This window comes from Streptomyces venezuelae (genome assembly GCF_008642295.1).
Lineage (GTDB): Bacteria > Actinomycetota > Actinomycetes > Streptomycetales > Streptomycetaceae > Streptomyces > Streptomyces venezuelae_C.
On sequence record NZ_CP029190.1, the window covers coordinates 7,434,632 to 7,456,343 of the forward strand.

23 protein-coding genes are annotated in these 21,712 nt (G+C 70.4%); 19 read left to right on the forward strand and 4 right to left on the reverse strand.

Features of this window, described 5'->3' with window-relative positions; genetic code table 11:
• Positions 1-555: 555 nt before the first annotated feature.
• Entirely contained in the window at positions 556-756 is a 201-nt protein-coding gene (locus DEJ50_RS33255; protein ID WP_150211711.1) for a hypothetical protein, read from the reverse strand.
• Positions 757-914: 158 nt separating this feature from the next.
• On the opposite strand from DEJ50_RS33255, the gene DEJ50_RS33260 reads away from it, so the two are divergent.
• The gene (locus DEJ50_RS33260) at positions 915-1,247 is read left to right on the forward strand and encodes a hypothetical protein (RefSeq protein ID WP_223838038.1); all 333 of its coding nucleotides are present in this window, start codon (positions 915-917) and stop codon (positions 1,245-1,247) included.
• Between the two features lie 34 nt (positions 1,248-1,281).
• Here the strand turns inward: DEJ50_RS33260 and DEJ50_RS33265 are convergent, their stop codons facing one another.
• Positions 1,282-1,776, reverse strand: a complete 495-nt coding sequence (locus tag DEJ50_RS33265) for a GNAT family N-acetyltransferase (RefSeq protein WP_150211712.1) — start codon at positions 1,774-1,776, stop codon at positions 1,282-1,284.
• A 734-nt stretch (positions 1,777-2,510) separates the two neighbouring features.
• Between DEJ50_RS33265 and DEJ50_RS33270 the strand changes: the two genes are divergently transcribed.
• From DEJ50_RS33270 to DEJ50_RS35675, 12 genes are all read left to right on the forward strand, one after another.
• Complete coding sequence (locus DEJ50_RS33270) at positions 2,511-3,113, forward strand: hypothetical protein (protein WP_150211713.1); 603 nt, start codon at positions 2,511-2,513, stop codon at positions 3,111-3,113.
• Between the two features lie 446 nt (positions 3,114-3,559).
• Positions 3,560-4,003, forward strand: a complete 444-nt coding sequence (locus DEJ50_RS33275) for an ATP/GTP-binding protein (RefSeq protein ID WP_150211714.1) — start codon at positions 3,560-3,562, stop codon at positions 4,001-4,003.
• A gap of 115 nt (positions 4,004-4,118) precedes the next feature.
• The gene (locus tag DEJ50_RS33280) at positions 4,119-4,733 is read left to right on the forward strand and encodes an SAF domain-containing protein (RefSeq protein WP_223838039.1); all 615 of its coding nucleotides are present in this window, start codon (positions 4,119-4,121) and stop codon (positions 4,731-4,733) included.
• Positions 4,730-5,629 (forward strand): hypothetical protein, encoded by a 900-nt coding sequence (locus DEJ50_RS33285; RefSeq protein WP_150211716.1) that lies wholly within the window; start codon positions 4,730-4,732, stop codon positions 5,627-5,629. The genes DEJ50_RS33280 and DEJ50_RS33285 overlap by 4 nt, the downstream gene beginning before the upstream one ends.
• The gene (locus DEJ50_RS33290; RefSeq protein WP_150211717.1) at positions 5,622-7,187 is read left to right on the forward strand and encodes a CpaF family protein; all 1,566 of its coding nucleotides are present in this window, start codon (positions 5,622-5,624) and stop codon (positions 7,185-7,187) included. The genes DEJ50_RS33285 and DEJ50_RS33290 overlap by 8 nt, the downstream gene beginning before the upstream one ends.
• 112 nt (positions 7,188-7,299) lie before the next feature.
• On the forward strand, positions 7,300-8,217 hold the full coding sequence (locus tag DEJ50_RS33295; RefSeq protein ID WP_150211718.1) for a type II secretion system F family protein: 918 nt from the start codon (positions 7,300-7,302) through the stop codon (positions 8,215-8,217).
• A 5-nt stretch (positions 8,218-8,222) separates the two neighbouring features.
• Positions 8,223-9,104 carry a type II secretion system F family protein gene (locus DEJ50_RS33300; RefSeq protein WP_223838218.1) on the forward strand — a complete coding sequence of 294 codons (882 nt, stop codon included), beginning with the start codon at positions 8,223-8,225 and terminating at the stop codon, positions 9,102-9,104.
• 18 nt (positions 9,105-9,122) lie between these two features.
• Entirely contained in the window at positions 9,123-9,311 is a 189-nt protein-coding gene (locus tag DEJ50_RS33305; protein WP_150211720.1) for a hypothetical protein, read from the forward strand.
• A 27-nt stretch (positions 9,312-9,338) separates the two neighbouring features.
• Positions 9,339-9,761, forward strand: coding sequence for a TadE/TadG family type IV pilus assembly protein (locus tag DEJ50_RS33310; RefSeq protein ID WP_150211721.1), 423 nt, complete (start codon positions 9,339-9,341; stop codon positions 9,759-9,761).
• Positions 9,758-10,201, forward strand: coding sequence for a TadE family protein (locus DEJ50_RS33315; RefSeq protein WP_150211722.1), 444 nt, complete (start codon positions 9,758-9,760; stop codon positions 10,199-10,201). Before DEJ50_RS33310 ends, DEJ50_RS33315 begins: the two co-directional genes overlap by 4 nt.
• Positions 10,198-10,656 carry a pilus assembly protein TadG-related protein gene (locus tag DEJ50_RS33320; RefSeq protein WP_223838040.1) on the forward strand — a complete coding sequence of 153 codons (459 nt, stop codon included), beginning with the start codon at positions 10,198-10,200 and terminating at the stop codon, positions 10,654-10,656. The genes DEJ50_RS33315 and DEJ50_RS33320 overlap by 4 nt, the downstream gene beginning before the upstream one ends.
• A 1,275-nt stretch (positions 10,657-11,931) precedes the next feature.
• Positions 11,932-14,193, forward strand: a complete 2,262-nt coding sequence (locus DEJ50_RS35675; protein WP_411757661.1) for a hypothetical protein — start codon at positions 11,932-11,934, stop codon at positions 14,191-14,193.
• A 92-nt stretch (positions 14,194-14,285) separates the two neighbouring features.
• On the opposite strand, the gene DEJ50_RS33330 is transcribed toward DEJ50_RS35675, so the two are convergent.
• Both DEJ50_RS33330 and DEJ50_RS33335 read right to left on the reverse strand, forming a co-directional pair.
• Positions 14,286-14,519, reverse strand: a complete 234-nt coding sequence (locus tag DEJ50_RS33330; protein ID WP_150211723.1) for a DUF397 domain-containing protein — start codon at positions 14,517-14,519, stop codon at positions 14,286-14,288.
• Complete coding sequence (locus tag DEJ50_RS33335) at positions 14,516-15,364, reverse strand: helix-turn-helix domain-containing protein (protein ID WP_223838042.1); 849 nt, start codon at positions 15,362-15,364, stop codon at positions 14,516-14,518. The genes DEJ50_RS33330 and DEJ50_RS33335 overlap by 4 nt, the downstream gene beginning before the upstream one ends.
• 514 nt (positions 15,365-15,878) lie before the next feature.
• Here DEJ50_RS33335 and DEJ50_RS33340 point away from each other — a divergent pair.
• The 6 genes from DEJ50_RS33340 to DEJ50_RS33365 all read left to right on the forward strand — a co-directional run bounded on the left by DEJ50_RS33340 (position 15,879) and on the right by DEJ50_RS33365 (position 21,705).
• Positions 15,879-16,307 carry an ATP-binding protein gene (locus DEJ50_RS33340; RefSeq protein ID WP_223838043.1) on the forward strand — a complete coding sequence of 143 codons (429 nt, stop codon included), beginning with the start codon at positions 15,879-15,881 and terminating at the stop codon, positions 16,305-16,307.
• A complete protein-coding gene (locus DEJ50_RS33345) occupies positions 16,304-16,645 on the forward strand; it encodes a hypothetical protein (protein WP_150211725.1) in 342 nt (113 codons plus the stop codon). The genes DEJ50_RS33340 and DEJ50_RS33345 overlap by 4 nt, the downstream gene beginning before the upstream one ends.
• Before the next feature lie 374 nt (positions 16,646-17,019).
• Positions 17,020-18,018, forward strand: coding sequence for an NAD-dependent epimerase/dehydratase family protein (locus tag DEJ50_RS33350; protein WP_223838044.1), 999 nt, complete (start codon positions 17,020-17,022; stop codon positions 18,016-18,018).
• Positions 18,015-18,941 carry a thymidylate synthase gene (locus DEJ50_RS33355; protein ID WP_150211727.1) on the forward strand — a complete coding sequence of 309 codons (927 nt, stop codon included), beginning with the start codon at positions 18,015-18,017 and terminating at the stop codon, positions 18,939-18,941. Before DEJ50_RS33350 ends, DEJ50_RS33355 begins: the two co-directional genes overlap by 4 nt.
• Complete coding sequence (locus tag DEJ50_RS33360; protein WP_190345086.1) at positions 18,941-20,644, forward strand: carbamoyltransferase; 1,704 nt, start codon at positions 18,941-18,943, stop codon at positions 20,642-20,644. Before DEJ50_RS33355 ends, DEJ50_RS33360 begins: the two co-directional genes overlap by 1 nt.
• Positions 20,641-21,705: a hypothetical protein gene (locus DEJ50_RS33365; protein ID WP_223838045.1), complete on the forward strand. Its 1,065-nt coding sequence runs from the start codon at positions 20,641-20,643 to the stop codon at positions 21,703-21,705. Before DEJ50_RS33360 ends, DEJ50_RS33365 begins: the two co-directional genes overlap by 4 nt.
• Positions 21,706-21,712: the final 7 nt, after the last annotated feature.

Below are 21,712 nucleotides of genomic sequence, written 5' to 3' on the forward strand. Positions count from 1 at the left end.
GCTTGACGGCTTAACTGCATGAGGTGTCTTTCATCGCGGTAGCCGGAGGAAGAAGCCTGCTTCTTTCAGAGCCGGGCAGGTCTTGACCACCAGGCTCCAGCCAAGCACGGACCGGCCTCACTGCGTGGTCCGCAGCTTGGCCCCCTCCCCGGTCACGGCCCCCGGGCCCGGCGTCGCCCGCTGCACGGCCTGGCGCGGAGCACCGCGTGCGCACATCAGGCACCCCAGCCAAGCTCCTTGGCTGGTGAAGCCTGACTCTGGAAGGCTAGCCCGCATCCTTGATGCTGGCCTCGGTGGTCCCATCCAAAGGCGAGCCGCACCTGCACCGGCAGCTGACGGCCTTGAGTATTCCCTGAAGCGATGGCGCGACCGAATCCCGAGGCAGTAGGCACTGCCCCATGGCCCGGAAACTGGAGGACCTGCTCAAAGCGGGCAAAGCACACGGCTGGGCCGTCGGACAGGCGAGCATGGCCCCCCACGGCAGCCCTACGACACCAGCTAAAGAGCACTACTAGTGCTGCCCCGCGCAAGTTCGTGGAGGGGTGTTGGGTCTGATCAGGCGGTCTTGAGTGGGCTGCCGTCATAGGTCCATCTGTACGGCTTCGCGGTCTCGTTGCGGGTGATGACGTTGCTCTCCAGCTTGTCGATGAGGTCATCGCGGCTGGAGAAATCACCGTGTCGCAGCACGCGGCGGGTCAGGACGGAGAACAGCTCGATCTGGTTGAGCCAGGAGGCGTGCGGCGGGGTCCCGTGCACGTGCCAGCGCGAGTGGTCGGCCAGCCGCGGATCAGACGCTCGCGCACCATCTCGTCCAACTCCACCACGACCGCCTCAACCATCCCGGCCACACCCTCGCCCGCCCCGACCAACGTGATGATCACGGCGTATGCGGGGGTGCCCAGCGGGATGGACCCGTGCCGAAGAATCCGCCCGAGTCCATGCAGGATCACCTGCGCCACCGTCTGAACGTCCGCGCCAAGGAACGCTGGCCCCAGCTCGCCCGCGTCCAAGTGCGCTTCCGCTCAGGATTCGCCTACATGGCGGGGGAACTGCCGGGCGAGGACGAACCGCTGCCGCTATGCCGCCTGCGCTTCACCGGCGTCCTGCACACCTGGGTCTTCGCCCTCTACCTCGCCAGCCGAGGCAAGTACGAGGACAACCTCCTGCCCGCTGGCCTACCTATCGGCAGCCTCGAAGACTGCATGGACTGTGCCTGCTACCTCTACCTCGGTGACCAGCAGGCCTGACCAACACCCCTTCACGAACTAACGCGAAGGAGGACTACCGCGCATCGAAGGCAACCCATGTGTTCCCCGGCAGCTCGGGCTTCCCAGGTACCGGTCGCCGCTCCTCGGTCCAGGCCTCGCCCGCGACTTCGGAAGCGACGCGACGCCAGAAGCGTGCCGCGCCCGCGTTCTCCTCCTGAAAAGCGATCTCCCATCGGCCAGGGTGCGCGGCCAGGACGGCCTGCACCGCTCGCAACCCGAGGCCCGACCGCCGTGCCCCACGCACCACGAAGAAGCTGTTCAGCACGCGCGTATCGCTGTCCAGCGCGCGTACGAACGCAAAGCCGACCGGCCGGTCACCAGACCATGCGAGATAAGCCGACCAGGTGGGATCGCCGATCGCCGACTCTAGCCACTCGCGGCGGTATGTTCCGTCCGGGTTCGGCAGGACGCCCCAGAACTCCGACAGGTCGTGCAGGAAAAGCGGCCAGAGTCGTTCCAGGACGTCGCGGTCCGCGGCGCCCGCTCTGCGGACAGCAAAGTCTGCCATCTGATGCTCCTCGAGAACGCGAGAAGCCTTCCGGCAGACCGGAAGGCTTCGAACTAGCGAGCGGACCTTATCGTGTCTACGGCCTGGACACACAGCTCGCAGATCCAGGCCGCGGACGGTGTCTGCGTCGGCACCGTCACGTTCGCCCGACGTGGCGGACGCACGGAGGTTCACCTGCACCCCTCCACGAACTAACGCGGCACAGCACTAGGGTGCGTACGCGGCCAGATCCAGGCCCGGACCGAGTCACGGGCCCGAGTGTAGGCGCCCTTCTTCGCGGGGGCCGGCACCGCTCGTGGTCGCGAGGATAGCCGACCGCCGGCCCGGGAACGGGTCCAGGCCCGTTGGTAGCGCCCGCCACTGTTCGACGGTTCCGCCTGCTTTCGGCCGAATTCGAGTATGAATTCAGCCAACCTGTGTGACATAAAAAGAAATGAAGATGAATCGACCTTTCGGGTTGCCGAGAACGTGCAGATGCTGCCCTTCCCGTCGTTGCCGCATCGCTCCGCGGGCCGAATTCCGAGAACCTCTCGCTGCGGTGTGGAAAACGACCGTTTTGCAACGTGCGTGTGTCCGTGAACTGCACTAACGACTTTCGATGTTGCCCTCCTCTGCGTAACGTATGAGAACAGTCCGGTCTCTTGAGACGGTTGTGGTTCACGGCGCGTGAAAACAGGCCTCAAAGGTCTACACCAGGCGCAATCGTTTCCTGATCTACGGGGGAGGCAGTACACATGGCACGGCTCGATCGGCTCGGCTGGAAGCGTAGCCGGGCAGTCTTGGTGTCTGTTCCGCTCTGCGCAGTCCTTACCGCTGGCTGCACTTCGTCCAACGGGACTGCAGACGAGAAGAGTCAGTCACCGGCCCCCACGGTCTCCGCTGCACCGACCAAGTCGGCTTCAATTGACCCTGCAGAAGCCGCAAAGGCAGAGGCGATCGCAACCTACCGGCAGTACTGGGCGGAGACGGTACGCCTCTTTGCGGACCCGCACGCTAACACCAGCGATGGCCTCAAGCGGTACGCGGCCAGCGAGGCGCTGAGCAAGGCAGAAACCAGCGCGGCCAACCTCAAGGCTCGCGGGCGTCAGCTGGCGGGACAACCCGTCGTTGGCAACCCCACCGTCACAGCCGTCGCTCTCGACCGACAGATTCCCAGTGTCAAGCTCTCCAGCTGCATGGACGTGTCGAACTGGCACCTCGTTGAGAAAGCCAACGGACAGCCGGTCCCCGTTCCCTCCGAACGGCTCGTCAAATACGTAGTCGCCACCACCGCTGAGAAGTGGCCCGACGGCTGGAAGATCATCCGGGATGAACCGCAAGAAGGTCAGCCGTGCTGACCCGAAGCCGCACCGTGGCGTTCACCGCCGGGCTCTCTATCCCCTTGATGGTGTGCTCCCCCGCCGAGGCGCAGCCTAACGGGAGTTGCGACCCTCAGTGGCTCTGCGTTGGCGTCGAGAAGCCAGGCACGCCTCCTGACTCCGGGAAGGACGGAGGCGGCGGCAACGGCGGAGGCGGAGGCGGAGGTGGGGGAGGGAGCGGAGGCGGCGGCTCCGACGATGACAGCCGCTGGACCTGCACGTACACGCTCGCTGTCCAGCCCCCACCCGGTTCTGAAGACTGGGAGGGAGCCAGCCGGGATGACGGCGCGTTCTACCTTGTGGATTGTCTGGACCGCGAGACCGGTACCCGCCAGATCAGGAGGGTCTTCCTGGCGGAGCCGCCGACAGGAAACGGCCCCCCACCGGTCAACCCCGCGGTCCTCGCGCAACGGGCAGTGGACAAGATGCTGCTGCGAGGACCGCAAATCGGCATCACACCCAAGCCGGGCGGCAAGGGCGTGACCGGCATGCCCGTCTACATGTGGACCGAGACCGGCCCCGAGACGTACGGCCCGAACACGGCATCGGCGGCTGCTGGCGGCATCTCTGTTACCGCCACTGCGAAGGTCTCGAAAATCGTCTGGAGCATGGGTGACGGCAAGACAGTCACATGCACCACCGCCGGCACGCCCTACAAGGCGGAGTACGGCAAGAAGCCGTCCCCCGATTGCGGCCACCGCTACGACAAGCCGTCCTCCACCACCGGCTCCGGCACGTACAAGGTCACCGCGACGTCCACCTGGTCCATCGACTGGCAGGTCACCGGCGGTGCCCAGGCCGGCCAGCTGACCGAGGTCCGCACCAGCTCCGTGGACATCAACGTCGCCGAGGTCCAGGTCCTCAACTAGCACGCGCACGGACGCTCCCTGAGAGGCAGAAACCCGAATGGAATCCCCCGCCGCCCCGCCGGTGCCGCGCCCGGCTGGCCCGCGCACCGATCTACCCATCACCACCGCTGCGCCCGTGAAGAAGCAGCGCCGGTATGCGGCAGCCGCCTTGAGTACCGTCTTGGCGGTCGCGGCCGCGCTTGGCGCTGCCGCCGCCGTGTCCGCTGTCGGTGACCGTACGAAGGTGCTGGCGATCGCGAACGACGTCCCGGCCGGGCAACCGCTGACGGACGCGGACATCATCGTCGCGGAGGTCTCCGCCGACGCGGCCCTGACCCCGATGCCGGCCAGGGACCGCGCCTCCGTCGTGGGCAAGCGCCCGGCCGTCGACTTGCGTAAGGGCAGCCTGCTCGTTGCTGCTCAGCTCCAGCCCGGCACCGGCCTCGGTGACGACAAGGCGCAGGTCGGCGTCCAGGTCAAGCGCGGCCAGGCCCCCGCCGGCTCCCTCGTCCCAGGCGACAAGGTCCTCGCGGTCACCGTTCCCGGCCAGGGCGAACAGTCCACCGGCAAGGACGGCGCCGAGGCCCCGCCCACCTCGGTCAAGGCCGTCGTCGTCTCCGTCAGCCGCCCCGACGCGTCTGGAGCCGTCGTCGTCAACCTGGCTGTCGCGCCCTCGGACGGGCCGCTGCTGGCCACCCGCGCCTCGTCCGGCCGGGTCGCCCTGGTCCGCGACGTGCGGAGCGGATCGTGACCGTCATCGCACTGGTGAGCGCGAAGTCCTGCGGTGTCACCACCAGCGCCCTCGCCATGACCCTCTCCTCTACACGTCCCTCACTGCTGGCCGAGTGCGACCCGTCCGGCGGCACCCTGCGTGCGGGCTTCTTTCAGGCGCAGATCACGGCCGGCACCGGCCTCTACCATCTCGCCGTGGCCGAACGTGCCGGCGAGGACGCCCTCGCGCAGGCTTTCGCCGACCACCTGGTCCGCCTCGACGACTCCGGCCACCGCCAGATCCTGCCCGGCCTGACCGACCCCGCTCAGGCACCTGCCCTCGAACGGACATGGCCTGCGCTGGCCCAGGTCATGCGGGTGCTTTCGGACGAGGGCGGTTACGACGTCGTCATCGACGCTGGCCGCCTGGCACTGGAGTCCGGCCGCCTCCACCCCACCCTCACCCCCGCACCCCTCCTCCACGGCGCTGACCTGGTCCTGCTCGTCGTACGTGCCACCGATCAGTCCCTCGCCCTGGCCCGGCACATGGCCGAGCCCCTGCGCAACGAGCTCACCGACCGCGGTACCGGCGCCGAGGCTCTGGGCGTGCTCCTCATCGAGGATGGCTCCCGCCGCGCCCACGAGGTCTCCGAGGCGCTGCGCCTGCCGGTGATGGCCGCTCTGCCCTGGGAGCCGGACACTGCCGCCTACCTCGCTGGCACGGGTCGCGCTCCGCGGAAGCTGAACAGGTCCGCGCTCCTGAGCTCCGCCCGCACGGCGCTGGGCCATCTCCAGGCGGCTGCGTCCCGCCGGGCGCTGCATCAGCAGTATCCGCCCACCCAGCCAGTACCGGCTGTCCGGCCAGCGTCGGCAGTTCCTCAGGTTGCCGGGGTGCTGCAGCGCTTGGGCCAGGGACGGGTGGACCCCCGTGTCTGACATCCAGCAGCGCCCCGACGGCCCGACCGCGCACGGCCCCGCCGATATCGCCGGCCTGCTTGCAGGCCGTATCGGCACGACCCGGATTCCCCAGCCTGCCGTCGCACCCGCACCGGCGCCCGCTCTGTCGGCGCCCACCCGCCCGGCGGCGGCAGCCAGTGCGGGCGCCGTCCCGAAGCTGGCCGGGCTGCCCGGCCAGCTCGCGGTCGGCTGGGAGGTGATCGAGGCGCTCCAGGCCGAGGTGTCCGCCGAGCTGTCCGCGCACGACCCCAGCCGCCTGCTGGAGGAGGACGACCGCCGGGCCCAGGCGCGCAGCATGGTGACCAAGGCCGTCGCCAAATGGTCCACGAAGTACTCGCACGGCAGGCCGGCGCTCTCGGCGGCCGAGGAACACGCCATCGGGGCGGCGGTGTTCGATGCGATGTTCCGCGGAGGCCGCCTCCAGGGCCTGCTCGACCAGGAGGGCGTCGAGGACGTCATGGTCGACGGGCTCCGCGCGCACATCGAGTACTACGACCGGCCCCGCCGCACCATCGACCGCGTCGCCGACTCGCCGGAGGAGCTGATCACCTGGGTCAACCGGATGGCCGGCCTGTCCGGTCACGGCGAGCGCGCCCTGACCCAGGCCACCCCCATGGTGGGCTTCCGCATGCCCGACGGGTCCCGCGTCACGGCCAGCCTGCTGACCACCCGCCCGTCCGTGGTCATCCGCAAGCACCGCATCCGCCAGCACGGCATCGACGAGCTCGTCCACTGGGGCTCGATCAACCCGCTGCTGCGGGCCTTCCTTGTGGCCTGTGTCCAGGCAAAGCTCAACATCCTGGTCGTCGGCGACATGGGCGCGGGCAAGACGTCCCTGCTGCGCGCCCTCGGGCGGGAGATTCCGCCCGGGGAGCGCATCGCGACCCTGGAGTCCGACCGCGAGCTCTACCTCGACGAGCCCGGGCCGCCGGACAAGCCGGGTCCGCTCACGTTCGCGTTCGAGGCCCGCCAGTCCAACGGCGAGGTCCGCGGCGGCGCCAACTCCGGCGAGGTGACCATCGGCGACATGTTCCCGACCGCCCTGCGCTACAACGTCCACCGGGTGATCGTCGGTGAGGTCCGTTCCACCGAGGTTCTGCCCATGCTCCAGGCGATGTCTGCGGGCGGCTCCGGCTCGATGTGCACCCTGCACGTCCGCCGCCCGCATGCGATCATCTCCCGTCTGGTGCAGTTGTGTACCGAGGCCGGCATGCAGACCGAGGCCGCCAACCACCTGATCGCCAGTGCGATCGACGTGGTCGTCTACCTCACCTATCTGGACGAGACCGCGATCGGCGGCAGGAAGCATCGCTTCGTCTCGCACATCTATGAGGTGCACGACGTCGTCGGCGAGGGCGGCCGCCCCACTACCAGCGAGATCTTCGCCCCGCACGGCTCCGAACCCCGCGCGGTGTATCGCAACATGCCCAGCTTCATAGACGTCTTGGAGCGCACCGGCACCTTCGACCGCCGGTGGCTGACCCAGAACCCCGAGGGAGCCTGGGGCCCGGCCCTGAAGGTGGTGAAGCTGCGATGACCGACCTGCCGAAGAGGAAGGATCACCGCCACCAGGAGAGTGGCCGTGGTCCTCGACGGGCTGCTCAGGTTCTCGCTTCACAGCCGTTGACCGACCCGACTCAGGAGGTGCGGTGAACTCCTCCCAGCTCGCTCTTGTAGCCGCGCTGTGCGCCCTCGCCATGGTCCTCGCTGGTCTCCTTGCCGTACGCGAGTGGCGCGGCCGTGTCGTTGACCCGGCGAAGCCCGCCTCCCGGCGTGCCAGCCGGATCCGCGCGGCGAAGGCCGGCCTGCCCGAGGCCTGGCAAAGCCGCTGGCGCGCACTGGTCACGACCGCCGGCATCACCATCCTCGCGGTGTGGGCCTGGACCGGCTGGCCCGTCCACGGCGTTCTCGCCGGCGCCGCAGTCCTGGGCTTCCCGTTCCTCCTCAACCCCGGCACGGCCGCCGAGCAGCGCATCGAGCGCCTCGAGGCGATCGGGCAGTGGCTCAACGGCCTGGCCGGCATCCACACCGCCGGCATCAGCCTCGTGCAGACCATCCGCGCCAGCGCCCGCAACGCCCCCGCCCCCATCGCAGCCAACGTGCGCGCACTCGACGAACGGCTGCGCTCCGGCATGGACGCCAAGCAGGCCTTCGCGCTCTTCGCCGACGAGCTCGGCGACGGCGTCGTGGACCACGTCGCGCTCCTCTTCCAGTCGCACGCGGCGAACATGGGCCCCGGCCTGTCGACCGCCCTGGAAGCGCTCGCGGTGACGATCCACCAGCAGGCCGCCGACGCCCGCGACATCGAATCCGACCGCGCCAAGATCCGCAAATCCAGCAGGATCGTCAGCATCGTGATCTGCATCGTCTTCGTCGGCTGCATGCTCAACGAGGCCTGGTCCGCCTGGTACCAGTCCCCGGCCGGGCAGCTCGCCCTCGCAATCCTCGGCGGGCTCTTCGCCTGGACTTTGTCCTGGCTGCGCCGGGCCGCCGCCACCAAGCCGGACCCCCGGCTCCTCAACCCCCTGGACCCGGCAGAGCCGGCTGTGACGGGAGCCGCGCGGTGATCCCCATGGAAGCGGTCCTTCCCGCCGCGGCTGCCGGAGCCCTCGCCGGCGTGGCCATCCGCGCCCTGTGGCCGGCCCGGCCCGACGTCGTCGCCGTCATGGACCGGCTCGACGCCGACCACATCGCCCGCCAGCCCCGGGTCACCGCCACCGGAACCGGGTCTCTGCCCGAGAAGGTCGGCACACGACTCCTCAGCGCGTTCGGCGAGCGGATCACCCTGCCCGTCCGCGACCTCAACCTGCTGCGGATCAGCCCGGCCGAGCACCTCGGCAAGCGGTTCCTGTTCGCCCTGTACGGGCTGGTCCTGCCGCAGCTGGCCGGTGCGCTCCTGTCGATGCTGGGGGTGAGCCTGCCGTTCGTGATGCCGGCCGCCGCAGGCCTCGGCCTTGGCGCCCTGTTCTGGCTGTGGCCTGGCCAGGAGGTCAAGAAGGAAGCCGCGGCTGCCCGCCTCGTCGTCCGGCACGCCGCTGCCTCCTACCTCGACCGCGTCGCCCTGGCCCGCATTGCCAACTCCGGCGCCGCCCAGGCTCTGACCGACACGGCGAACGTCGGCGACGGCTGGATCTTCGAGCGAATGCGGCAGGCCTTCTACGAGGCAGACCTCGCCGGAGTCACGGTCTGGGACGCCCTCAAGCAACTCGGCGAGGAACTCGACATCCCCGAACTCACCCGCCCCGCCGACACCCTCGCCCTCGCGGGCGACGGCGCCGCCGTCTACACCACCCTCCAGGCCCAAGCCCGCCAGCTGCGCGTCGCGATCCTCGCCGACGCCAAGGCCCAAGCCAACGAAGCCAGCACCAGCATGGTCCTGCCGGTGACCTTCGCGGTCCTGCTGATGCTCGTCTTCGTCGTCCTGCCGCCCGTTGTCTCGATGTTCAACGGCTGAACCCCAAGGGAGAACCTCATGCACATCCGCGCACTGACCACCGTCCTCGCCGCCCGTGTGGAGCGGCTGAAGAACGCCCCGCGTGACGCTGGCCAGACCTCGGCTGAGCTCGCCGTCATCGCCGGCGTCGTCATCGCCATCGCGATCGCCGTCGTCGCCGCGATCAAGACGTTCACCGATGCCAAGATCCCGCTCATCAGCGGCTGAACCGACCAACACGAGGAGGGGAGCGGCGTGAAGGACCAGGTCAGCAACCGGTGGTGGCGCCTACGCGCACGCCTGCAGAACGAGGGCGATCGGGGCTCGGGCAGCGTCGAGCTGGCCGTGCTCGCCGTCGTGGTGCTGTTCCTGGTCTTCGCCGCGATCCAGACCGGCATGTACTACCATGCCCGCTCCGTCGCCCGCTCCGCAGCCACCCAGGGAGTGGAGGCCGGCCGCCAGCTCGGCGCCGGCCCCGGCGACGGCGTCGCCCAGGCCCAGAACCTCCTGGCGAAGTACGGCAGCGTCCGCGGCGCGAGCGTCTCCGCCGAGGGCAGCGGCCCGGAGCAGATCCGCATCACCGTCCGCGGCACCGTCGCCACCCTCGTCCCCGGCTTTGAGCTGGAAGTCGTCCAGAGCGCGGAGGCTCCCGTCGAGCGCTGGGTGGCGGCGCAGTGAGCCGGGTCCGGCGGTACAACTGGCGCGAGGATCGCGGGAGCTACAGCGTCGAGACCGTGATCCTTGCCCCGGCCATCATCGCCCTCATGCTGCTCATGATCGCCTTCGGGCGTATCACCGATGCTTCCGGCGCCGTGGACGGCGCCGCCCGAGCGGCCGCGCGGGCGGCTTCCCTCGAGCGGGAAGCCGGCGCCGCGCAGGCCGCCGGGGCTGCCGCTGCGACGCGCAGCCTCAATGGTGAGGGGATCCGCTGCGGCTCCTCCAGTGTCTCGGTCGACACCTCCGGGTACGGCCTTGAAATCGGCCAGGAGGCCACCGTCCGCGTCACCGTCGCCTGCACCGCGCCGCTCGGCGAGATCGGGCTGCCAGGGCTCCCCGGATCCCGAACGCTCCGGGCCTCGTGGACCAGCCCGATCGACTCCTACAGGGGCCGCCAGTGATCACTGCCCTCACCCGCCGCATCATCGCTCTGCGGGTCCGGATCCGCCACGGCGGCGACCGGGGGTCGCTGTCACCCTTCTACGCGCTGAGTGCCATCGGCATCATCATGATCATGGGGCTCCTGGTCGACAGCGGCGGAGCCCTCAACGCGACGAACAAGGCCACCGGCCTCGCGCAGGAAGCCGCCCGAGCGGCCGGCCAGCAGCTCAACGTCCCCGCAGCCGTCCAGGGCACCGAAATCACGGTGGACCCGGACGCCGCTGTCGCCGCCGCCCAGGACTACCTCGCCGCCCAGCACGTCTCGGGCTCCGTCACCGTCACAGATGGCGGCCAGCGTCTCGAAGTCACCGTCCATGACACCTACACCACGCTGTTCGCGCAGTTCGTGGGTAGGTCGACGATCAGCGTGTCCGGCACGGCACACGCCCGACTGCACACCCAAGCCGGAGGCTGACCGCCACATGAGCACCCCCGTACGCCTGCTCCGCGTCCTGCTCGGCCTCGCCGTCCTGGCAGCACTCATCGCTGGCATCCCCCTCGTCCTGCTGGCCGTTGGGTACCAGCCCACCGACTTCACCGGCGGATGGGATCTGCTGACCCAGCAGGACGACGGCCGGCTGTTCTTCACGGTGCTCACGACCATCGGCTGGATCGGCTGGGCGCTGTTCACCCTCTCCGCCCTCGTCGAGATCGTCGCGCTGTTCCGAAACCGCAAGGCGAAGAGGATCAAGGGCCTCGGCGGCATGCAGTCCTTCGCCGGCTTCCTCATCGGCGGTCTCGTCCTGCTCGCTCCCACCGCCGCCTCGGCCGCGCCCCCCGGCCCGGCCGCCGCAGCCACCGCCGTACAGACCGCAGGCACCAGCAGCGCGGCGACCACCGAAGCGGCTGCCGCGGCAGAGCAGAACGCCTGGCCCACCCACACGGTCACCGGGGACTCCGAGCTCCCCTGGGACCTGGCCGAGCAGTACCTCGGCAGCGGCCCGCGCTGGAAGGACATCGCCGCCCTCAACCCCTCCATCCCCGAGCTCGCGGCCGGCGACCAGTTCCTGCCCAAGGGCGCCGTGATCCGGCTTCCCGCCGACGCCAACATCGCCAAGCCAGCCACCCCGGCTCCGGCACCCACCCAGGCCGCGCCCGAGACAGCCACGCCCACGCAGCAGCCTGCGCAGGCCGCCCCCAAGGACGCACAACCCGCCGCGGCCGAGGCCAAGCACGTCGTCAAGCCCGATGAGACCCTGTGGGGTATCGCTGACCAGCACGGCAACCCCGAAGACTGGCCCAAGATCTTCGAAGCCAACAAGGGCAAGCCACTGCCCGGCGGCGGCACGTTCGACAACCCCGATCTGATCGTTCCCGGCCAGGAACTCACCCTCCCCACCGCAACCGACCCAGCCCCCGCCCCCGACAGCCGGCCCGCCCAGGACACCAAGACACCCCCGAAGCCGGACACCGCGAAGGACACCCCCACACCTGCGGCACCCGCCCCCGAGATGCCAGCGAACCCCGCCCCCGCCCCTCAACGCCCAGCACCGCACCCACCGCTGCCCCCACGCCCGCGCAGGACACTCAGAAGGCGGACACCGCCCAGCAGGCCCAGGAAGCTGACGAGGCCCTGGCGCCCGCTGCCGTCTGGATGGGAGCCGGCGCCCTGGCCGCCGCCCTCATCGGCACGCTCGCCACCCGCCGCATCCTCCAGCAGCGCCGCCGACGACCCGGCCGCCGCATCCCCATGCCCACCGGCAGCGCCGCCGCCACCGAGCAGGGCCTGCGCGCCGCCCAGCACCCCACCGGCTTCGACCTCCTCGACGCCGCCCTGCGCACGCTGGCCCTCAACCTCGCCGCGGCTGACCGCGACCTGCCCGTGGTCACCGCCGTCGTCCTGCACGAACAGAGGGTCGAGCTCCACCTCGACGGCGACGTCCCCCCGATGAAGCCCTTCTCCGGCGCCGGCCGCACGGACCTGTGGACGTGCCCGGCCTCCAGCCCCGACCTCGCCGACACGGACGCCCTTCAGGGCGCCGACGCGCCCTACCCGGCCCTGGTCTCCCTGGGCTGGGACGCCGCCGGCCACCTCGTCCTCGTCGACCTCGAGTACGTCAGCGTGCTGCACCTCGACGGCGACGCCGACCACGCCCGCCACGTGCTGCAAGCCATCGCAGTCGAGCTCGCCAGCACCCCCCTGCCCGGCCACCTCGAGATCACCGCGCTGGCCGACACCGCTCCCGGCCTCGACGACGCAGCCCCCGAACGTGTCGCCCGTACCGACAACCTCGCCGACGCGGTCGCCGAACTGACCAGCCACACCGCCGACCAGCGCCGCGCCCTGGCCGCGCTCGGCACATCCACCCTCCGTACGGCACGCCTCCAGGAAGACGCCGGCGGCTCCTGGACGCCCCACATCCTCCTCGCCGCCGAACTCCCCGAAGGAACCCAGACCGATGCGCTGCTCGACATGATCACCGCCCAGCCGCGTGCCGCCAGCGCGGTGATCACGGCCTGCGAGAACACCGACCTGGACCCGGAGAAGGGCTGGACCCTGCACTGCGCCGGCCCCGACGAGACCGTCGTCCTGCCCGGCTCCGGACTGCCCATCAAACTCCAGGGCCTGTCGGACCCGCACTTCGCCGACGCGATCGAGCTGCTCACCCTCTCCGCGGCCGACACCGACGTACCCGCTCGCGACGCGTGGCTGGACGGCCTCCTCGACACCGACGAGCAGTCGGAAGAGAACCAGGATGAGCGAGACCACGTGGATGCGGACGAGCAGGACCCGTCGGACGACGCCGAGGAGAGCAGCGACGACGAAGAACCGCAGCCGACGACCGGCGCGGACGAGGACGGCATGCCGGACGAGTACGCCGACATCGAGAGGGAGGAGCTGGAGACCGAGCACCAGGCCGAGACCGCCGCCCCCACCAACGAGACGGACGAAGGGCCCCTCCAGCCCGCGGCCCACACGGCCGAGGCACCCGACGGCCACGGCGAGCCCGGCACCAGCGGCCAGACCCTCGCTGACCTCTCCGACCCGCTGGCCGGTCCCATTCCCGCCCCGGCAACTGCCGCGCCTGAACCGGCGCATCAAGCCGCCCCCGTACTGACCAAGCAAGAGGCTGACCCGGCCGAGGAGACCCCTGACGCCGAGCAGCCGGACCTGACTCCCCTCCCGGCCCCGGCCCCCGTCCAGGTGCCCGCCCCGCCCCCCGCCGCTGACGACGCCGACGACATCAAGGCCCCCGCGCCGAAGGTGCTCCTGCTTGGGCGCGTGGTCATCGAGGGCGCCGCGGGCCGGATCGACTCCAACCGGCAGAGCGCCGCCGTCGAACTCGTCTCCTACCTCGCGCTCAACCCCGGCGCCGACCACCACGCGATCGACGACGCCCTCTGGCCAGGCCGGCTGGTCAACAAGCAGATGCGCAACGCCGTCATCAGCCGCACCCGCTCCTGGCTCGGCAAGGACGCCGACGGCCAGGCGTACTTCCCGCGGGTCCAGGACACCGGTGACAGTCGCTACCGCCTCGCCCAGGCCGTCACCTGCGACTGGCGGACCTTCCAGAACTTCGCCCGCACCGGACTGGCCCGCCACGACGAGGACGGCGAGCTTGCCCTGCGCCGTGCCCTCGCGCTCGTCCGCGGCCGGCCCTTCGCAGCGATCGACCCCCAGCGCTACGCATGGACCGAGCCGGCCGTCCAGGAGATGGTCTCGGCCATCGCCGACGTCGCCTACGAGCTCTCCACCCGACGCCGGGAGGCCGCCGACTACGCCGGAGCACTCTGGGCAGCGCACCAAGGCCTGCTCGCCGCCGAGGAGAACGAACTTCTTCACCGGCAGATCTTCCTGGCACACCACGCCGCCGGAAACGTAGACGCCCTCCGCGAAGCCGCCGCGAGGTTGGCCCGTATCAACGAAGGCCTCGGCGGGGGAGTGGATATGGAGGCGGAGACGGCCCAACTGCTGAGCACGCTGCTGCCAAAGCCGGTCATTCGGCGCTGACAGCAGGCAGACGGGGTATCGCCATACAGGCAAGGCCCGGATTCCCCCCGCTGCGGGCTGGGGGAATCCGGGCTTTTGCCGTCGCGGTCTGATCAGGCGGTGGGGGTGTGTCCGTGAGCGGCGTGCGGCAGGAAGGCGGTGAACGCGGCCTCGGTGAACGCAAGCGCTGGCCCGTACGGGTCCTTCGAGTCGCGGACGGCGATGAAGCCCCGGGTCGGCCGGGTGTCGGCGACCTCGACGCACTGCTCGCCGCCGTCGCTGAACGACGACTTGCGCCACTTCGCCTCGGGCAGGTCGGTGGCGGACAGGCTCTTCATGTCGGTCATGACTTCTCCATGATGGTTTTGATCTTCTCCCGCGAGTCGTCGACGGGGAGTGCTGCGGCCACGATCCGCTCGAAGGCGGCCTCGTAGACCTTCACGTCGTCTGTCCCCTCGGCGAAGGTCCCGCCGCGGATCGTCTCCACGCTGATCACGGTGGGCCAGGGGTGGGGGAACCGGACGATGTGGAACGGGCCCACCATGCCGGGGTGGGGGTTGGCGAGTATCGGCATCATCTGGATGGTGATGTTGGGCTGCTCGGCCATGTCGAGCAGGTGGCGCAGCTGCTCGCGCATCAGTGAAGGGTGTGTCGCGGAGCGGTAGTGCAGGGTCGACTCGTGGATGACGGCCCACAGGTGGAGGGGCCCGCCCGGGCGGCTGGTGTCGGTGAGGATGGCCTGGCGCTTCTTGCGCATCTCCACCAGGGCGGAGACCTCTTCGGTGGTCCGGGTGATGGCGGAGCCGGTGATGATCTCGCGGGCGTACTGGGGGATCTGGAGAAGGCCGGGAATCAGGCCGGGCAGGTAGATCCGGGTCGACTCGGCGTCTTCCTCCAGGCCGATGTAGTCCTTGTAGTTGGTCTCGGGAAGGTCGCCGTAGTTGCTCCACCAGCCGACCTTGTTGGCGTCGCGGGCCAGCCCCTCCATGGCGGTGACCACCGTCTCGTCGGTGACTCCGTACGCCTCCAGGAGCGGCTTGACGTCTTTGATCGGCAGGTGTGCCTTGGCGTTTTCGATCCGGTTGATCTTGCTGGCGTCCCAGCCGACTGCCTGAGCGGCACTGTCGGAGGTGTTGAAGCCGGCGTTCTTCCTGAAGGTTCGCAGCGCGCTGCCGAGACGGCGTCTGCGCACGGTCTGCACAAGCGGCGGTGTGGGCACGGGAAGTTGAACCTCTCTGCGGGCAGGCGGGTCGATTCGGGGGTGGATCTTCCCCTTCCGGGGTGTGGCGTCCTCTTTCCGGGTCAGTCTGCCCGCCCCGGGGATCGGAAGTCGATCGAACATCCCTCCAATCGTTGGGAGTTTGGCTGCAATGGTTGCAGGCATCGCGTCATTGGGTGCATTCTTTCAACGTGACGCCGTGACCAAGTGTCAGCAGATGATCACGCTGAGGTGGTAGGTCGTGGCCCCAGAACGGCCGGGTTCGAGCATGGCCCGGCCCGCCGGCCTCGTGTTCCCGCGCCCGTCGGGGACACGAGGCCACGCATCCGAAATCCGCTCCCAACTCGCCGAGGCCAGCCATGAGCCAGAGCACCACTCGCACATCCCGCGCCCGCCGCCCGGCCCTCACCGCGTACGGCCCCACCAGCCCGCTCCGCATCCTCGGGGCACCCGCCATACAGCGCACCCACGCCGGCAGGACCGTCCGGTGACCGGCGCCCTGGAGGACGACGTGAAGGCAGCACCCACCGGGCCCCAGCGCTACAGCGACGGCTACTTGCCCCGCGACACCGCGCCCTCCCGCGCCCGACGCGACGTCACGCTCTGCCTCGGCACCTGGGGCCTCGATGCCCTGGTCGACGATGCACAGCTGGTCGTCTCCGAGCTCGTCACCAACGCGATCCGGCACACCCACACTCGCCGGATCGGCCTCTCCGTCACACGCCACCCCGACCACGTACGGATCGTGGTCACCGACACCAGCCGCACTCTCCCCGCACCCACGGCCCTTGCTTCGGACACAGAAGTCGGCCGCGGGCTCCAGCTCGTAGACCAGCTCACCACCCGATGGGGCAGCAAGCGGCTCCGGACCGGCAAGCAGATTTGGGCCGAACTCACCACCAAAGCGACGTCGTGAGCGCCGGCGACTGGGGAGAGTTACACGGCCCCGCCCACCTCAGCCCGCCCCGCAAGCGCCGGCACGCCCGGCCAGACGGGAACACGATCGCCGGACTGCTGCTGACGACAGGCAACGTGGTCGGCCTGGCCGTCCTCGCCCTCTCCTGCGCCGAGCAGGCCGATGGCGCCACCCTCATCGGTCCCTCGATCACCGTCCCGGACCAGGCGCCCGCCGAAGCACAGCCGTCCCGAGGGCCGGCCAACGACACGGCGGACACCATCACCTCCGCACGGGCAGCGCCCACCGCACACACGCGGGCCTGCCGCTACGGCCCCCGCACCCGACCCACCCCCTGAACTCCCGTGACAGCGCGGCGCCTGCCGGCCCGCGCCGTCACCTGCCAGAAGCCCCGCCCGGCCCCGAGGACGCACCGCCGGACCGGGCGCCGTCCCCCCGGCTGAACGACCAGGTCGAGCAGCCGGACACGGGCACCACCGCGCACATTGGCCATCCTCGCCCCCGGCGCCCGGGGCCGACCCGCCGCTGGTCCCCGTTTCTACACCACCAGCCAAGTTCCCAAGGACACGCGAAGCACTACTGACGAGCCCGTGCTCTGCGGGTAGGCGGCCCGTCCGACCGGCAGCCCGCCGGCGCACGGCCCCGCGCGACACAGCAGGAGGCGACCGGTATGGATCGCCCCACCCAATCACCCGATGAGAGAGGAAACTGCGTGCATCAGTCAGAGGCACTGACCAGCGGACGTGGAAAGACGACCCTGGTCACCGGCGCGGCCGGGTTCATCGGATCGAACCTGGTCGACACCCTCCTCGCGGCCGGATGGCGCGTGACCGGCATCGACCGGCGCTCGCCCCACAACGACCCCGTCGCGGCAGCCAACCTGCAACAGGCACTCAGGTCCCCGAGCTTCCACTTCGAGCAGGCGGACGTCACCGACGCCCGGGTCCACGACCTGCTCAAGGTAGACGTCGTGTTCCACCTCGCCGCGGCCACAGGGGTCCGCCCCTCGTGGGGAGTCAACTTCGCTGGCTACATCCGCGACAACATCACCGCCACGCACCACCTGGTCCAGGAGTGCGAACGGGCCGATGTCCGGCGTCTCGTCCTCGCCTCCTCCTCCAGCGTCTACGGGACCGCGCCGCGGCCGTCTACCGAGGACGGCCCGCTCCTGCCGATCTCGCCCTATGGAGTCTCCAAGCTCGCCGCCGAGCAGCTCGCCCTTGCCTACGCCGCCCGCTCCACCGCCGTGACGAGCGCCGTCGCGCTGCGGTTCTTCACCGTCTTCGGGCCGCGCCAGCGCCCCGACATGGCGATCTCCCGCATGCTGGACGCCGTACGCACCGGCGAGCCGATGAACCTGTACGGCGACGGGCTGCAGCGGCGGAACTTCACCTACGTCGCGGACGCGGTCCGGGCTCTCCTGCTCGCCGCCGGCACCGCCGTGACTGGGCGGGCTGTCAACATCGCCGGGCCTGCGAGCGTGACGGTCAAGACCGTCCTGGACACCGTCGAGCGCGTCACCGGCCAGCCGGTGCCCGTCGTCTACACGGCCAGCCGCAGCGGCGATCCCGCCTCGACCGAGGCCGACACCCTCCGCGCTGCGACCGACCTGGGCTACCAGCCGGCCGTCGACCTCCCCGAAGGCATCACCAGCCAGTGGCAGTGGATGCGCGCTGCCGACTCCGCCACCCTGATCGGAGGACCCGCGTGATCCACCTGACCGCCGGCTCAGCGAACGAGCTGTTCACCGCCGCCTGTACCGCCGTCCTGGACCAGGGCCGCATCGTTAAGCCCCGCGGCATGGCCACCACCGAGGTCATCGGCGCGCACCTCACCCTGACCCAACCGCGCCGCCGCCTGGTGTCCCTTCCGCCGGCCCGGGTCCTGAACGCAGCGTTCGCCGCCGCCGAAGCCACCTGGATCCTCTCCGGCTCGGACGGCGGCTGGATCTACACCTACAACCAGCGGATGGCCCAGTACGCCGACGACGGTGTCCTGCGCGGTGCGTACGGGCCGCGGATGCGCGCCTGGAGGCCCGGCCACGACCAGCTCGACCACGTCCGCCGCACCCTGCTGGAAGACCCCGATTCCCGCCGGGCCCTGATCCAGCTGTACGACCCGGACCGCGACATCCCGCACCACAGCGACGTGCCGTGCACCCTCGGCTACCGCTTCTACCTGCGCGACGGCCGACTGGAGATGCATACCACCATGCGCAGCCAAGATCTCTGGCTGGGCTTTTGCTACGACATCTTCACCGCCACCGTCCTGCACGAGCTGATGAGCCACTGGATCGGCGCCGAACTCGGCCACTACCACCACCACGTGGACTCCCTTCACCTGTACGACTCCCGCCTCTCCGCCGCCCGGGCCCTGCCCGACCAGCCCACGCCCAGCCGGCTGATGGACCCGCTCACCGTCGGATGGGAAGAGTTCGACCCCCTCCTCGACAGCATCACCAGCGGAAACACCCCCGACGGCGCGTGGGGCGACTTCGCGCACGTCATGCGCAGCTACCGCGTCTGGAAGAACGGCGACCGCACCGATGCGCGCCGCATGGTCGCGGACCCTGACGGTGTCCTCAGCGAGGGCTTGGCCGGCTGGTACGCGCAGCTGAGCGGGAGGGCCGCGTGATGGGGCCGGTAGTGATGGGCCTGTGCTCCGGCACACACGACTCCGCGGCCGCCCTCATCGCGGACGGCCGCCTGATCGGGCTGGTGGAGGAGGAACGCCTCAACGGCATCAAGCACACCAAGGCCTACCCCGAGCTGGCCATCGCCTGGCTCCTCGACGCGGCCGGCCTGACCGCCAGCGACGTGACGGACGTCGCCTACAACTTCGCACCCCGCGGCTACCTCAAGGGCGCCGCCCCGCTGCGGCACCTGCGCCCCGGCACGGCCGGCCGGGCCTGGCCCAGGGCACGCAGCTTCGCGGTCGTCCACCACCGTGCGGCCGGCCGCCTCCGGGACTTCGGCCGCCGCTTCCCCGGGGCCCGGCTGCACGGCGTCGAGCACCACCGCGCCCACGCCCTCTACGCGTTCGCGGCGTGCCCGTTCGACGAGGCGGCCGTGCTGGTGGTGGACAGCCTCGGCGAGACCACCACCACGTCGATTTGCACGGGAGCCCGGGGGCATCAGGGGGTCGTGCTGGGGGGCCGATGGTCGCTCCCGGACCCGGCGTCCCTCGGATACGCCTACGGCGCCGTCACCGAACACCTGGGGTGGCGGCGCGGTGACGAGGAAGGCACCGTGATGGCGCTGGCCGCCCTGGGCGACCCAGGGCGCTTCCGGGACCTGCTCACCCAGGCAATCCCCCTCACCGGCGAGGCCTTCGCACTCGATGCCCGGCTCTTTCCCCTGCGGGTCATCTCCAGCCGCTACCCTCGCCTGTCGTCGGCGTTCATCGCCGCGACCTGCCCGCCCCGCCCCCCACAGGCGGAGATCGACCAAGTCCACGCCGACCTGGCCGCCGCCCTCCAGGAACGCACCGAGCAGGTGATGATCCACCTCGCCCGCCAGGCCCGCTACCGCACCAGCCAGAAGCACCTGTGCCTGGGCGGCGGCGTCGCCATGAACTGCGTCAGCATCGGCAAGATCACCGAGCACGCAGGCTTCGACGAGGTGTTCGTTCCCCCGGCCCCGGGGGACTCCGGGACAGCCGCAGGCGCCGCCCTCCACGCCCACCAGTACCGCGCCCCGCACCCGGTGGCCGGTGTACAGGGCGAGTGCTACCTCGGCCCGTCCTACGACGGCCTCGACCTCACCGGGCAGCCCCGACCGGGCATGACCGCCCACCGCCCGGCCGACCCCGCCCGCCACCTCGCCCACCAGCTCGCCGAAGGCGAGATCGTCGGCGTCTTCCGAGGCCGCCTCGAAGCCGGCCCCCGCGCGCTCGGCAACCGGTCCATCCTCGCCTCGCCGCTGCGCCCGGACGTCGTGCACCGCCTGAACGCGAAGGTGAAGTTCCGCGAGCCGTTCCGGCCCTTTGCGCCCGTCGCCCTGGCCGACAAGGCCGCCGACTACTTCACCCTCGGCCAGCCCGCCCCCTACATGTCCATCGCCAGCGGCGTCACCGACCTGGCCCGCGAGCAGATCCCCGCCATCGTCCACACCAACGGCCTCGCCCGCGTGCAGACCCTCACCCCCCGGCAGAACCCGTTCCTCGACGCGGTCCTGCGGGAATTCCACGAAATCACCGGGGTGCCCGTGCTGATCAACACCAGCCTCAACGTCAAGGGCAAGCCGATCTGCGGCACGCCCGCCCACGCCCTGGACTGCCTGGCCGAGTCCGGCATCGACGCCCTGCTCCTCGAAGACTGGTGGGTGACCGAGCAGTGAAGATCGGCTATAGCTTCTGGGGATTCCTCGGCGACGGCATCACCGACACCCCCGACGGCGGCCGCAGCCACCGCCGCACCCTCATCGACGGGCTGCTCGCCGCCGGCCACACCCTGGTCTTCCTCCAGACCGACCGCGACCGCAACGAAGCGCGAAACCCCCTGGCCGGACCGTACGTCTGGGACAGCGGCCTGCCGGACCTCGACGCCCTTTTCCTGGAGTGGCGCTGGCCGATCCCCGGCCGCAACGACACCCCCTGCACCACGCCGGGCCACACGTGCGACCTGCACCGCCAGCAGCAGCTCCTCGACCACTACACCCACCGCCGGCAGGTCCCCACCCTGCTGTGGGACAAGGACCAGCACCTGCCCCCGGCCGACCCCCTCCGCAAGATCGGCAACCTCACCGTGTGCGAACCGGCGCTCCACCCACGCCACGGCGCGACCAGCCTGCTCTTCCCCGTCGCCGACCACGCCCTCGACACGGCCGACCCCGAAGCCCTCGCCGCCCGGCCGCGACGCTGGCCACTGGTCTACGTCGGCAACCAGTACGGCCGCGACACCGCCTTCGACGCCTTCTTCGCCCAGCCCGCCCGCCACCTCGACCACGTAGTGGCGGGCAAGTGGACCGATACCAGCCGCTGGCCGCACATCAACTTCATCGGCCGCGTCCCCTTCCGCCACGGCCTTGACCTCCAAGGCCAGGCCCACGCCACCGTCATGCTCGCCCCCACCCGCTACGCCACCAGCGGCCAGTACACCCAGCGGATCTTCGAATCCGTCCTCGCCGGCTGCGCCCCCATCACCCCCGCCCACTACCGGGCCGCCAGCCTCGTCATCCCCGGCGAGCTCCACGCCTGCCACGGCGCCCACGTGGCCGACATCACCCACACCCTGACCACCATGCCCACCCGGGACCGGGCCCGGCTCCTCGCCCGCTGTATCCGCAGGCTGGACCGCTTCCGGCTCTCCCGCCAGCTCCACACCATCGGTCAGGTATTCGATCAACGTCAAGGGGCGGACAATGGAAACCTCACCCACCACACGACCCGGAATCGGTAGCGTCACC

Excerpts from the sequence above, each read along its gene's own strand:
- DEJ50_RS33275 (WP_150211714.1), top strand. The coding sequence starts at position 3,560 with ATGCTGCTGCGAGGACCGCAAATCGGCATCACACCCAAGCCGGGCGGC.
- DEJ50_RS33300 (WP_223838218.1), top strand. The coding sequence starts at position 8,223 with ATGGAAGCGGTCCTTCCCGCCGCGGCTGCCGGAGCCCTCGCCGGCGTG.
- DEJ50_RS33305 (WP_150211720.1), top strand. The coding sequence starts at position 9,123 with ATGCACATCCGCGCACTGACCACCGTCCTCGCCGCCCGTGTGGAGCGG.
- DEJ50_RS33270 (WP_150211713.1), top strand. The coding sequence starts at position 2,511 with ATGGCACGGCTCGATCGGCTCGGCTGGAAGCGTAGCCGGGCAGTCTTG.
- DEJ50_RS33265 (WP_150211712.1), bottom strand. The coding sequence starts at position 1,776 with ATGGCAGACTTTGCTGTCCGCAGAGCGGGCGCCGCGGACCGCGACGTC.
- DEJ50_RS33360 (WP_190345086.1), top strand. The coding sequence starts at position 18,941 with ATGGGGCCGGTAGTGATGGGCCTGTGCTCCGGCACACACGACTCCGCG.
- DEJ50_RS35675 (WP_411757661.1), top strand. The coding sequence starts at position 11,932 with ATGCCCACCGGCAGCGCCGCCGCCACCGAGCAGGGCCTGCGCGCCGCC.
- DEJ50_RS33330 (WP_150211723.1), bottom strand. The coding sequence starts at position 14,519 with ATGACCGACATGAAGAGCCTGTCCGCCACCGACCTGCCCGAGGCGAAG.